The sequence below is a fragment of the Faecalibacillus intestinalis genome, assembly GCF_003024685.1.
GTDB classification, from domain to species: domain Bacteria; phylum Bacillota_I; class Bacilli_A; order Erysipelotrichales; family Coprobacillaceae; genus Faecalibacillus; species Faecalibacillus intestinalis.
Genome location: NZ_PYLQ01000006.1, coordinates 117,352 through 130,783 on the forward strand (window position 1 = coordinate 117,352; position 13,432 = coordinate 130,783).

Here is a 13,432-nt window from a genome sequence, read left to right on the forward strand (position 1 = left end):
CTAACAATCCTCATGACTATGTTGATAGTATTGTTGAATTTGTGGTGGAAGTTGTTCAAAAGAAAGAGCTTGAACATAACCTTCATCTTCTTTTTCAATGGCTTGATCATAATACCAACATTTATAATTAAGCATTGAAAGTACTTTTTGAAGTTTTTCCATTTCTTGTAATACTTCTTCTTTTTGTTTAACAAAGATTTCTTTTCTTTGTTTTAAAGTAGAATTTCCTAAAGAACATAGGTTCATATATTCTTTAATATCTTTGATTTCTAAACCAGATCTTTTTAAACAATCAATTACACGTAAGGTTTCTATTTCATTTTCACTAAATTTTCTTACCCCATTTACTCTTTTTAAATGAGGAAATAAACCTTCTTTATCATAGTAACGTAATGTAGAAATAGGTAAGTCAAACATTTTTGATATTTCACCAATAGAATACATTTTTAGTTCCTCCTCTTGACCTAAAGTTAAGTTTAGGTATTACTATTAATTTATCATAGAATATAATAATATTCAAATGGAGGAAAAGAAGATGGCTAAAAAAATATGTGTTATTAAAACAAGTTTAAGATTAAATAGTAATTCTGATCAACTTGCTGATGCTTTTATTCAAAGCGCAAAAGAAAGTGGCAATGATGTAATAGAAATCAGTTTAAAAGATAAAAAGATTGCTTTTTGTAAAGGGTGTTTAGGTTGTCAAAAATTGGGACATTGTGTAATAGATGATGATGCTAATATTATTACTGAAAAAATTAAACAAGCAGATGTTATTGTATGGGCAACACCTATTTATTATTATGAAATGTCAGGACAAATGAAAGTCATGATTGATCGAGCTAATTCTCTTTATACATCTAATTATCAATTTAGAGATGTTTATTTACTCTCAACAGCTGCTGAAAATGAAGAAGGGGTAGATAAACGTGCTATCAATGGTTTGAAAGGATGGGTTAATTGTTATCCTAAAGCCCACTTTGTAGGAAGTGTATTTGCAGGTGGTGTTGATATTCCTAATAGTATTAAAGATCATCCTGCCTTAAAGAAAGCTTATGAAATGGGAAGAGCGATACAATAATGAAAAGGATTATTTTAGTATTCGTTATAATTGCAGGTTTATTTCTTTTTGCAAATAAACCAATTCATCAAAAAAGTATAGAAAAAGAATGGGGAAGAGAAATAATGAAATTAGAAGTTAATGGTTATACATTTGAAATAGAGTTAGAAAACAATACAAGTGCAAAAGCATTTAAAGAATATGTTTCTAAAGAAAAAAGAGTACTTTCTTTAGATGATTATGGAAACTTTGAAAAAGTAGGAGATTTAGGCACATCATTACCTCGTAATGATGAGACAATAACTACAAAAGAGGGAGATATTATTTTATATTTAGGTAATAAATTATGTCTTTATTATAATCAAAATACATGGGATTTTACAAAATTAGGTCATGTTAAAGATACAACACATTTAAAAGAAGCGATAGGGGAAGGAAGTGTAACTGTTACACTTTATATGGAGTAAAAAATGATAAAGAAGGTATTAAAAATAATAGGGATTGTCATTTTATGTATTGGAGTTATTGCTTTGTTGTTTATTAAGTTTTGGCCTAGTTTAGGAGGAAATGTTAATAAGGAAGATGAAAAGAATTATAAAGCAAGAAACTCTTTATATAAAAAAGGAATATTTCATGGAAATCCTGAAATTCAACTGATGACGGGACAAAAGAATGAATATAAAAATGAAGAAACAGTTCCTAAAGGTGAAATACCTGTTCATCAGTTAAAGAAAATAGAAAAAGCGAAGAACGATGAACTTAAATGGATTTGGTTTGGACATTCAAGTTCTTTATTACAAATAGAAGGGAAGAATGTATTAATGGATCCTGTGTTTTCAGATTATGCATCTCCTGTACCTTTTATTGGACCTAAGCGTTTTTCTAAATTACCTATTGATATAGAAAACATGCCAATGATTGATGTTTTAGCTCTATCTCATGATCATTATGATCATTTAGATTATCAAACAATTAAACAAATTGATAAAAAAGTAAAAGTCTATTGTGTTCCTTTAGGAGTAGAAAAACATTTACTTCGTTGGGGAATTGATGAAAATAAGATTCATGTCATGAATTGGTGGGATGAAGTAAAAATAGACGGACTCACAATTACTTCAACACCAGGAAGACATTTTACTGGACGTGTTCCTTGGAGAAACAATACGACATTGTGGAGTGGCTATGTCTTTAAAAATGATAAATATACAACTTATTTTACAGGGGATACCGGTTATGGAAATCATTTCGAAGAAGTTTATGAAAAATTTGGCGCTATTGATTTATTAATGATTGAAGATGGACAGTATGATCGAGCATGGTCCAATATTCATATGTTACCCAAAGCTGGCATTCAAGCAATGAAAGATCTACATGCTAAATGGACAGTTCCTGTTCATTGGGGTGCTTTTTGTATTTGTAATCATGCTTGGGATGATCCAATTAAACAAATTACCACAAGATCACAAAAAGAAAACTTAAATGTGGCGACACCAAAGATTGGGGAGATTGTCGATTATAGTCATATAGAAACTTATCAAGAACATTGGTGGAAAAATGTTGAATAGTTTTTCATATTATGAAAGAAATTTAAATGATTTTCCTTTATAATGTTTATAGAAAAATCAAATGGAAACAAGGAGGTAATGAAAATGGGATTTCCTAAAGGGTTTTTATGGGGTGGAGCAGTAGCTGCCAACCAATGTGAAGGTGCATATTTAGAAGATGGTAAAGGTTTATCGGTACCAGATATGTTATTAGGTGGAGATGTTAATACACCAAGAACATTCTTACCAAAAACAGATCCAGAAGCTTTTTATCCTAGTCATGAAGCGGTAGATTTCTATCATCATTATAAAGAAGACATTGCTTTATTTGCTGAAATGGGATGGAAAGTATTCAGATTATCAATTAACTGGGGACGTATTTTCCCAAATGGGGATGATGAAGAACCAAATGAAGCAGGTTTAGCTTTCTATGACAAAGTATTTGATGAATGTCATAAACACGGTATGGAACCATTAGTTACTTTATGTCATTATGAAATTCCATGGAATATTGTTACAAAATACAATGGTTTCTCTGATCGTAGAGTCATCGATATGTTTGTGAAATACGCTACAACATGTATGAAACGTTATAAAGATAAAGTTAAATATTGGTTAACATTTAACGAAATCAATATTGCATGTATGGGTGAAGGTGGAATTGGTAACCTTTATGGACTTGGATTAATGGATCCTGAAGATGTTAATGCAGATCATAGAATTCCATTAAATGAATTAAAATCAAATGAACAAATTATGTTTGAAGCATTACACAATGAATTTGTAGCAAGTGCTAAAACTGTTATTGAAGGTCATAAGATCAATCCTGATTTCATGATTGGTAACATGATTGCACATACAACTTTATATCCACTTACACCAAATCCTAAAGATATCTTAGCTGCTTTTGATGAAGATAACTTTAAAAACAATTTCTGTGGAGATGTTCAAGTACGTGGTGAATATCCATCATTTATCTTTAGATATTTTAAAGAACATAATATTGATACTTCTTATATTACAGAAGAAGATAAGAAGATTATTAAAGAAGGTACAGTTGATTTCTATACATTCTCATATTACATGTCAAATTGTGTAACTGTTGATGAAAATGCTGAAACTACTGCAGGTAATATGTCAAAAGGTGCTAAAAACCCATACTTAAAAGCATCTGACTGGGGATGGCAAATCGATCCAGATGGTTTAAGATATACATTAAACTTATTACATGATCGTTATCCACATACTCCATTAATGATTGTAGAAAATGGTTTTGGAGCATTTGATACAGTAGAAGAAGATGGATCAATTCATGATGATTATCGTATTGATTACTTCAAAGGACATATCCATGCAATGAAAGAATCTATTGAAGATGGTGTACCATTAATTGGATATACTACTTGGGGACCAATTGATTTAGTATCAGCAGGTACTGGACAATATGCAAAACGTTATGGATTCATTTATGTAGATAGACATGATGATGGAACTGGAGATTTCTCTAGAAGTAAAAAAGATTCATTCTATTGGTATAAAAAAGTTTGTGAATCTAACGGAAAAGAAATTTAATATAATAAAAGGACGATGCTTTGGCACCGTCCAATTTTTTGATAGAAATATAGAAAAGATGATGAAATCATTTTGTAAGCAATTAGATGATTAATATATAATGAAATTACCCCCTATGTTCATCTTTTTTCTATATATTCTTTATTTTGTTAAAAATTGCTAACATTCTCGTAACCATCTGCAAATATCAACAACTTTCACACCTTTATAGTCATAAGTTTCATGATATGTTCTTGCAATTATCATTTTAGGATATGCATCTCTTATGGCAAGTAGTGGAGAATATTCTCTTTCAAATGTTTTTTCATTCGAAACATTATCACTCACTTGAATATATAGTTGTGTTTCACGTTTCTTGGCTACAAAATCTATTTCTTTTTTATAAAGTTTTCCCACATATACTTCATATCCTCTTCTACGTAACTCTAAATAAACAATATTTTCATAAACTCTTTCAAAGTCCATGTTTCTTGTACCATTAACTGCATAACGAAATGATGAATCACAAAGATAATATTTGCTATTATTCGTTAGATATTTTTTTCCTTTTAAGTCATAGCGTTTTGCTTCATAGAAAAGAAAAGCATTTTCTAAATAGCTAATGTATTTTGATACTGTTTTTCTGGTTATTTCGTTTTGACTATTATTTAAGGTTCTACAAATATTATTTGGAGAAAGCAAGTTACCAATATTATCCATCATAAATTCAGAGATGTTGGTAAATTCTGATTTATTTCTGATCTTATATTTTTCAACCAAATCTCTTATAAGGATAGTTGAATATACGTCTCTAACATAGTCATATTGTCTGTTTTCAGTCTTATATACATAAGCTCCAGGCATACCACCAGTTCGTACATACTGATCAAAAGCTTCATCATATTCTTTTGTGATTTTGTAGTAAGTAAGATATTCTACAAAAGAAAATGGATATACCTGTATTTCCATTGTTCTTCCAGTAAAAAGTGTTGCTAGATCCGAACTTAGTAAAAATGCATTTGAACCAGTGATATAAATATCGTAGATTCTTTTTACATAAATGCTATTGATTGCAAGTTCAAATTGAGGACATAATTGAACTTCATCGATCAATAAAACATTTGGCATACCCTCTTTGTACTGATTCAAAATGTATTTATGCAATTCATGGTACTCTAATAACTGATCAAACTCTAATTCTTGCAGGTTTATCATTACAATATTCACCTGTTCCTGTAATGATTGCAAGTAAGTGACAAACTCTTGAAGTAATACTGATTTTCCGCTTCGTTTAATACCTGTGATAACTTTTATATCAGGTGTCCCATATAATTCAATCAGCTCATCTAAGTATTTTTTTCTAACAATAAGTTGCATGTTGTTATCTCCTATTACCATTTTTTTAATTTTTTTTATTTTTCGGTATTATCATATACAAATGTATACTAGCATAATAAATGTAACCTGTCATTATTCTATTCTCGATTTTAAAAAAATATTCATTTTTTGGGAATAACTTATGGTGTTGATTCAATGAATTAAAAAAAAGGGAAAGATAATATTAGTGAAACTTTAGTTATTCATAAACTTAGATTAGTTGAGGATGTGAAATCAATTGAATTAAAAAAAGATAATAATCATTAGCTCTCGTATTCTTTGATAACATATTTTCGTCAATGAAAGAATCTATTGAAGATGGTGTACCATTAATTGGATATACAACATGGGGACCAATTGATTTAGTATCAGCTGGAACAGGACAATATGCAAAACGTTATGGATTCATTTATGTAGATAGACATGATGATGGAACTGGAGATTTCTCTAGAAGTAAAAAGGATTCATTCTATTGGTATAAAAAAGTTTGTGAATCTAATGGAGAAGAAATTTAATATAATAAAAGGACGATGCTTTGGCACCGTCCAATTTTTTAATCATTATTTCTAATATAAGGATTATGATAGAAAGAATAGACAAGTTGAATTGTCATTACACACCAGATAACTGGTTCACAGAAGATAACAGCCATATATTGAAAACGTGGAATTAAGAAGATAACAAAGATAATCTTTCCAAAGAATTCAATCACACTTGAAATTAAAGGAAGAAGTTTTTGACCAATTCCTTGAAGTGCATAACGTGTTTGCATCAATATTCCAAGCACGGCATAGAAAGGTCCAACAATTGTAAGATAAAGTGTCCCATTATGTAAAACAACTTCTTTACTTGAACCAGATATTAATTTCACTAAAGAAGAACCAAATAATAAGATAATACAAGTTACAATAGCTGCACCAATAATGTCATAGATATAAGCATAACGAAGTGCTTTTTTAATTCTATTTTTTTGATTAGCCCCTTTATTTTGAGAAACAAAAGTTGAAATAGCAAGAGCCATCGCTGTAAAAGGCATATTAAAGAACATATAAAGTTTTCTTGCAGCAGTATGTCCAGCAATAATTAAATAACCTAAGTTATTAATACCATATTGTAAGATGACAGAACCAGCAGAAACAATACAACTCATAAATCCCATTGAAAACCCTTGTCCTAATAATTCTTTATAAAGATCTTTATCAACTTCAAAATGTTCTTTTTTAGGAAGTAACAAAGGTGTCTTTTTAAACATATAAACGATACACAAAATAACGGAAGTTCCTTGAGAAATAACAGTTGCGACTGCAGCTCCTTGAACTCCCATATTTAATTGAGTAATAAAAACTAAATCTAAAATAATATTTAAAACAGATGAAACAACTAAGAAAACGAGAGGCATAACACTATTACCAATGGCTCTCATTAATCCAGCACATAAGTTATAAGCAAACATAACAATAATAAATAAAACAATAAAGAAAATATAACTATAAGCTTCATCAATAATGTTTGTAGGTGTATTTAATAAATGAAGAAGTGGTTGTAAGAAAATTAAACCAATAAGTGTTAGTCCAATTGAAACAACGATTCCAATGACTAAAGAACTAGCAACTGATTTCTTCAATAATTTTTCATCTTTAGAGCCAAAACTTCTTGCAGTAACAATAGCAAGACCATTTCCAATCCCTAAAGCAAAACCTACAAGCAAGTCATAAATGGAAGTACATGATCCAATGGCTGCTAAAGAAGCGTCTCCTAAAAAGTTTCCAACAATCATGGTATCAACAGTATTATAAAGTTGTTGGAAGATATTTGATATAAATAGTGGTAATGCAAAGATGATGAGTGATTTAAAGATTGGTCCATGAATCAAATCAACATTTGCATTAAATGATTTACGTTTTGTCGAATCCATATTCTTCTCCTATTCTGTAATATTACGATTAAAAATTTCAACAAGAGTAAAGATGCCATTTTCATATTCATATTTTTGAATACAACAATTATAAAATCTTTCCGTTTTCTTTACTTTTGCATGTTCTTCCCATGCACGATAGAATTGGGCGCAAGCTGCACCGTGAGAAACTGCTAAAACAACTTGATGATCATTCTTACCCATGATTTCAGTTAACGTTTTATTCATACGTTCTCTAAGTTCAAGTTCACCTTCACCACCGAATTGTTTAAAGAAATCCCCATAAGGTAGTTTAGGATTTAAACATTCATCTTTTCCTTCAAAAGCACCAAAATTCCATTCTTTTAAACCTTTTAATCTTGTATAAGGCATATCTGTAATGATTTCTAAAGTATCCGATGCTCTTTCAGAAGTAGAAGCATAAGCGTGATCAAGAGTAATATTTGTAAAGTATTCTTTTGCCATTTGTGCTTGTTTAATTCCTAAAGGTGTAAGAGGTGCATCACACCAACCTTGTATTTTATGTTGTAGATTGAACAAAGTCTGTCCATGTCTCATTAAATAGAGTGTTTTTTTCATGATAAATCTCCCCCCAAGTTTACTTTAATCGATAATATTATAAAAGTACAATACCTAAATAGCAATCTTCTATAACTAAAAATAATAGTAAAAATAGGATTTAAAAAGTACCATAAAAAAATACCAAATATAAAATATTAATATGTAGTAAAAAAATAAGAAACAATAGATATAATATTGTAATCGCTTACAGTGGGTGGAGGTGATAGTATGAAAGTGCGAAAGGGAGGAAAAGAATATGAAAAGTAAAAAAATAATAGCAGCATCATTAGGCGCAGCGTTATCGTTATCGATGCTTTGTATGCCTGTTTATGCTACTAGTCCAACAGTTAGTTCTATTGTTGCAAACACACAAGTTGGAGATGGACAAAGAGAAGTATCTTCATTTGAAATTGAGGTAAGTGATGAAAGTATTATACAAAATTTAACAGCAGCAGATTTTGATATTATTAATAATTCAAGCACTGTTCCATTTGATGTAAATACAGGATCTTGGACAGAAGCTTATCAAGATGATGGGATTGAATTAAGTGTATCAGGAAATAAGTTAGAAATGAAAGTGAATCCATTTTGTTATGCTGGAATCTATAAAACAGATTGGTCATTTCAAAGATTGGATTGGGAAGTTAAATGTTTAACTAATGATGCATTATCTTTTAAGGCAAGTGATGTAACAACAATTAAAACTAAAGTCTTAGATGATACAGAAAGAAAGACATTTACTTATGCTGGATTAACACGTGAATATGCGTTGTATTTACCAAAAAATGCGGATGGATCAGTTAAGAAAAATGTACCACTTGTTGTATGGAATCATGGTGGTGGAGAATACAAGGGTAATTTAGAAGATACTCTTGTAGCGAATAAAGGATTAACTGGTTGGGTAGATGCTGGTTATGATGTTGCAGTATTACAAATGCAAGTTGGAAATGAAAACTATAGCTATGGTGCTGCAGAAAATGAAGATAAGAAAAAATTAATTGACCAAAACAATGCATTACAAGCACAATTGATTAAAAATCTAATTAATGATGGAAATGTGAATAAAAATCAAGTCTATGTTGCAGGTGCTTCTAGTGGAGGAGGAGCAACAATGAGATTTTTAATGCAATATCCTGAAATATTTGCTGGAGCTATAGCTTGTTGCTCAATGGATCCAATTGTTCCTGTACATAATCAAACATTTGCAGTATTAGGTAGAGAAAAAGATCCTTTTGATACAATTGTTTCGAATTTTGAAGAAGCATTCCAAGGAAATGTATATACTTGGGATGAAAGTACACAATCGATGGTTTCTAAAAAAATTGATACTCAAAAATTATTAGATATTCCAATTTATTATACGCATGCTGAAAATGATCCAACATGCAATGTAGATAGTTCAAAAGCTATGTACAAAGCTATGGAAAATATGGGAGATAAAAATAATAAATTATCTATATGGTCAGATGATGAAATGAAAGCTGTAGGGATCAGCAATGGTATGGGAGGTGCATTATTGCATTGGTCATGGGTAAAAGTTCTTAATGATAATACTGATGGTAGTCCAATGAATTGGTTGTTCAAACAATCTAAAGTGGAAACAGTGTCAAAATCAGAAGATAAAGTAGATGATAAAAAGGAATCAACAGTTAATAATAAAGTTGAACAAAGTGTTAAAACTGGAGATAATACAATGATTGGTTCATATGCTATTATCATGTTGTTAGCAGCAGGTGCCTATACAGCTACTAAAAAGGTAATTAGATAATAATTAAGTAAGGCGGAAAATGGTTTCAATTTTTCCGCTTTTTATATTATAATATTTTTGTTGTAGGAGGGTGTTTATTGTGAGCAAAACAAATTTAAAAATAGAATATATTTTAAAAGCATCTAATAATATAGAATTTGATAATATTGATACATATATATCTAGAAAAATATTTGAACACTATAATAAAATACCAACCTATACATTAGAAAACATTTTAACAATTTTAAATATATCAAAACTTAAATTTAAAACATATCTTAATCAACTGGGATATAAAAATTATACAGCGTTTAAAGATGAGGTTATTTTTGAAAGAATAGTAAGACTAAAACAAATCAGAGATAGATATGAAAGTTTTGAAAAAAATAAAATTATTCAAATTATGAGTCAATTAAGATATCATCTAATTAATATGGATGAAATAGATAAAATTTGTAAACAAATAAATGAACATGAAAGATTTATAGCTTATGGATCACCAACACTTTTAAATTTATTATTTGATTTTCAAGTAGATATGAAAATATTTGATAAAACGGTTTTGTTAAGTTCAGTAAATAATGAAAAAATTTTAGTACCAAAAAATAATGATCTTATTGGTCTCTTTACAGCAACAGGAAGATTATTAGGCTGTTGTGATGCAAAATTTCAAGAAGTTGTTTTAGATACAAAGAATACAAAGATACTTTTTAGTAAATCTCAAATAAATAGTGAATATATTGATTTCAGCTTTTCTATGGATACGGATAATGATTATTATGAAATGCATTATGTTTTTTTATTTCTATTTGATTTAATTAAAACGAGATACTATGAATTATATATAAAGGAATGAAAATATGATTATAGGAAAAATAATGATGATACAAAATAGTAGTTCAAAAGAGAGTGTGGAATATTTAATTAGTAAAAAAATAATGGAATTAAAAGGTAATATTAAGGATTATACATTAAATAGATTTATAGAAGAAGTGGGTGTGTCTAAGACTTCGATGGTCAGATATTTAAAAAATATTAATATTAATAAGTTTTCTTATTTTAAAAATGTTATGTACGAAGAATATATGCATGCGGAAGTAGATATGAAAAAGATGAAAAAGGTTATTAAAAATAATTTTCCTCATATACAAACACAAACTTTTAAAAAAATCATGGTATGTAAAAGAATTGTTATATTAGGCGATGGAAATAGGTTTGCATTGTTACTATGTCAAAAAGCGTTGACATATTTAGGATATCCTTGTGAGATACCGGTTTATCTTGGAAGTGAAGAAGAAATTATTGATCAGTTTCACTTGAAAGAAGATGATTTGGTTATTATTGTAAGTTTACATGAAACATATGATGATTTTTGTACAAATAGATCTGTTTTTTATCAAAATGCTAACTATTTAGATGTGAAAATAAAACCTAAAATTGGGTTTATAGGAGTTGCTCCTAAAGATAATCATCTTTATTTTAACTACAATATAAATCAAGAAAGCTTTGATAAAAGCATGAATGAGTTACAAGTATTCTTTTTAAATCTTGTACAATATATTCTTTATAAAAATGGAATATAAAAGGCGTAGCACAAACTACACCTTTTTAATTATTGAAACCAATAATCTAGATAATCATATTTAAAGACGCGGTAAACGAATTTACCCCCTGTCGTTTTAAATGTTTTTAATAAAGTTCCATCCTGACTGTATTCACTCCAAGACATTGCGATACCACTATCGATAATTATATTTCCATCTAATTCTTGAACACTACTTACATATCCTGAATAAGCAACAGGAATACTACTTACAAGTTCAACAGTACGATTATTTTCATCTACTAAATATTTATAGTAATAAGATGTTCCTTTTTTTAAGTTATAGTAAGTATTTGAATAATTTGAATCACTTTTCCAATCATAATCAGGACGTGTTGTACTTACAGCTAGGTTATTATTATAAAGATAGAGATAATATTGACCTTGAGGTAGGGAATTATCTTCTACATAAGTGACACTATGTTGACCAGCTTGCATTGAAAAATCATTTGTTTTATTTAAGAGTAAGGAATCATATCCACTTTCTTGCCAAAAGTTATCAGAACCAATCATGTAATCAATTGTTGGATTTGAATAGATATTATCTAATTTAATAATTGTGGATGTTTCTCTTGAACTAATAATTAAACTTGTTTTATCAATAAGAGCCAGTGAATTAATATGCATCCAATCAAGATCTTCTGCACTATCAGGTAATGAAGTTGTTGAATAATAATCAGGTAATAAATCAATAAGATCTACAAGTTCTGTTATGTTACCAGAATCTTTTTCAATCATAATAATTTTATCTTCACTTGTTTTTGCCTCTTTTTCACTTGCAAGAACAAGAATATTATTGTTGCTATCAAAGATGTAATCATGATGTAATTTATAATTACCTGTATCACAAATTTTAGAAACATAACCAGTTTGTTCCATACCAACTATTTTTGTACTAGAAATACTAAAGTACATGGTGTTGTTTTCAAAAAGAATACGGTGACTTCTATAAGAAACGATAGGAATTTCACTACGATGATGCCGTAATTATCATAAAGTCTCATATAAGCTTGTTCTTCACTATCTTCAGTAACATCGTTTCCAAGAACAGTATAAAGACCGTTAGATAAGGATGATGTATTTGAATCATCACATTCTACTGTAAGATATTGATCACCGCCTTGTAATGAAGGAGCATTATATGACCATGATAAGGTATCAACAACTTTACCTTGTTTATTTGTTAGAGTAACTGTAATTGTATTTGTTTGATTAGGAATTGCTCCAATTAAGAGATATTCATGTTCTGTTGTATAACTGCTTAATGTATTAGAATTCAAAGTTTGTGAAAAATCAGCGTAATTATTACAATGAATTGTGTAACTTGCTTATAATTCTTCTGTGGTTTTAAAATACATATAAACAGCTGTTGTATTTGTTCCATATGGATTCCTTATTAATAAAGGATGTTGAAAAGTATAATTATTTAATTTCTTTTGTTTATTAATTTGATTATGTATACGAGTTTGATATTTTTCACTATAAATAGTAGAAAGGGATGTACTTTTATTTTTTAATTTTAAGTAATTTATTGAATTATTATCATTACTTGAAGCTTCTATTTCTGTAGAGTTAGAAAACATGAGATAGAGTGAAGCTATAGAAATAGATAATATTAGTAAAATTAATTTTTTTAATTTATGCATAATCTTTACTTCCGCTTCCATTATGTATGTGAATTATGTGAAAAATGTAACTTTCATTTAAACAATTATAAAAAAGTAATGATTATAGAATGGAAAAATGGCTTATATAAATAATAATTTAAAAAAAACAAAAAAAGATAGAAAAAAAGCTTTACAAAAGGGAGAGGGGATGGTAATATAAATGGGCACTCGACGAGAGAGTCAAGTGAGAGGACATTGAAAACTGAACAGGAAAGAATAAAACACAACGTCAATTAAGTTAAAGAAATAAAAAAGAGCTAAACAGACCAAAGTTGTCTGAAAGAAATAAGACAATGGAGAGTTTGATCCTGGCTCAGGATGAACGCTGGCGGCGTGCCTAATACATGCAAGTCGAACGCTTCACTTCGGTGAAGAGTGGCGAACGGGTGAGTAATACATAAGTAACC

General features: G+C 29.1%; 15 protein-coding genes and 1 rRNA gene. 9 read left to right on the forward strand and 7 right to left on the reverse strand.

The window, feature by feature from the left end:
- A complete protein-coding gene (locus tag C7U54_RS06400; RefSeq protein ID WP_022002351.1) occupies positions 1–444 on the reverse strand; it encodes a MerR family transcriptional regulator in 444 nt (147 codons plus the stop codon).
- Positions 445–535: 91 nt separating this feature from the next.
- Here C7U54_RS06400 and C7U54_RS06405 point away from each other — a divergent pair, with 91 nt between their 5' ends.
- From C7U54_RS06405 to C7U54_RS06420, 4 genes are all read left to right on the forward strand, one after another.
- Positions 536–1,078 (forward strand): flavodoxin family protein, encoded by a 543-nt coding sequence (locus tag C7U54_RS06405; protein WP_107029702.1) that lies wholly within the window; start codon positions 536–538, stop codon positions 1,076–1,078.
- Entirely contained in the window at positions 1,078–1,524 is a 447-nt protein-coding gene (locus C7U54_RS06410) for a cyclophilin-like fold protein (protein ID WP_206603600.1), read from the forward strand. The genes C7U54_RS06405 and C7U54_RS06410 overlap by 1 nt, the downstream gene beginning before the upstream one ends.
- A gap of 3 nt (positions 1,525–1,527) precedes the next feature.
- Complete coding sequence (locus tag C7U54_RS06415; protein ID WP_107029703.1) at positions 1,528–2,622, forward strand: MBL fold metallo-hydrolase; 1,095 nt, start codon at positions 1,528–1,530, stop codon at positions 2,620–2,622.
- An 84-nt stretch (positions 2,623–2,706) separates the two neighbouring features.
- A complete protein-coding gene (locus tag C7U54_RS06420; RefSeq protein ID WP_107029704.1) occupies positions 2,707–4,173 on the forward strand; it encodes a glycoside hydrolase family 1 protein in 1,467 nt (488 codons plus the stop codon).
- 159 nt (positions 4,174–4,332) lie between these two features.
- Here C7U54_RS06420 and C7U54_RS06425 read toward each other — a convergent pair whose 3' ends face one another.
- Complete coding sequence (locus C7U54_RS06425; RefSeq protein ID WP_107029705.1) at positions 4,333–5,529, reverse strand: ATP-binding protein; 1,197 nt, start codon at positions 5,527–5,529, stop codon at positions 4,333–4,335.
- 287 nt (positions 5,530–5,816) lie between these two features.
- Between C7U54_RS06425 and C7U54_RS06430 the strand changes: the two genes are divergently transcribed.
- Entirely contained in the window at positions 5,817–6,044 is a 228-nt protein-coding gene (locus tag C7U54_RS06430) for a family 1 glycosylhydrolase (protein WP_318035567.1), read from the forward strand.
- Positions 6,045–6,082: 38 nt separating this feature from the next.
- Here the strand turns inward: C7U54_RS06430 and C7U54_RS06435 are convergent, their stop codons facing one another.
- Entirely contained in the window at positions 6,083–7,444 is a 1,362-nt protein-coding gene (locus C7U54_RS06435; protein WP_107029706.1) for an MATE family efflux transporter, read from the reverse strand.
- A gap of 9 nt (positions 7,445–7,453) precedes the next feature.
- Positions 7,454–8,023, reverse strand: a complete 570-nt coding sequence (locus tag C7U54_RS06440; protein ID WP_107029707.1) for a histidine phosphatase family protein — start codon at positions 8,021–8,023, stop codon at positions 7,454–7,456.
- Between the two features lie 238 nt (positions 8,024–8,261).
- Between C7U54_RS06440 and C7U54_RS06445 the strand changes: the two genes are divergently transcribed.
- The 3 genes from C7U54_RS06445 to C7U54_RS06455 all read left to right on the forward strand — a co-directional run bounded on the left by C7U54_RS06445 (position 8,262) and on the right by C7U54_RS06455 (position 11,338).
- Complete coding sequence (locus C7U54_RS06445; RefSeq protein WP_107029708.1) at positions 8,262–9,773, forward strand: carboxylesterase family protein; 1,512 nt, start codon at positions 8,262–8,264, stop codon at positions 9,771–9,773.
- 79 nt (positions 9,774–9,852) lie between these two features.
- Entirely contained in the window at positions 9,853–10,611 is a 759-nt protein-coding gene (locus C7U54_RS06450; protein WP_107029709.1) for a hypothetical protein, read from the forward strand.
- Between the two features lie 22 nt (positions 10,612–10,633).
- Entirely contained in the window at positions 10,634–11,338 is a 705-nt protein-coding gene (locus C7U54_RS06455) for a MurR/RpiR family transcriptional regulator (protein WP_139938521.1), read from the forward strand.
- Between the two features lie 29 nt (positions 11,339–11,367).
- On the opposite strand, the gene C7U54_RS15150 is transcribed toward C7U54_RS06455, so the two are convergent.
- From C7U54_RS15150 to C7U54_RS15160, 3 genes are read right to left on the reverse strand one after another with little or no spacing between them, the layout of a single operon-like run.
- The gene (locus tag C7U54_RS15150) at positions 11,368–12,273 is read right to left on the reverse strand and encodes an aryl-sulfate sulfotransferase (RefSeq protein ID WP_241522576.1); all 906 of its coding nucleotides are present in this window, start codon (positions 12,271–12,273) and stop codon (positions 11,368–11,370) included.
- On the reverse strand, positions 12,243–12,638 hold the full coding sequence (locus C7U54_RS15155) for a hypothetical protein (RefSeq protein WP_241522577.1): 396 nt from the start codon (positions 12,636–12,638) through the stop codon (positions 12,243–12,245). The genes C7U54_RS15150 and C7U54_RS15155 overlap by 31 nt, the downstream gene beginning before the upstream one ends.
- Positions 12,639–12,686: 48 nt before the next feature.
- Positions 12,687–13,004, reverse strand: a complete 318-nt coding sequence (locus C7U54_RS15160) for a hypothetical protein (protein ID WP_241522578.1) — start codon at positions 13,002–13,004, stop codon at positions 12,687–12,689.
- Positions 13,005–13,315: 311 nt separating this feature from the next.
- Between C7U54_RS15160 and C7U54_RS06465 the strand changes: the two genes are divergently transcribed.
- Positions 13,316–13,432 (forward strand): 16S ribosomal RNA (locus C7U54_RS06465); the annotation flags it as partial.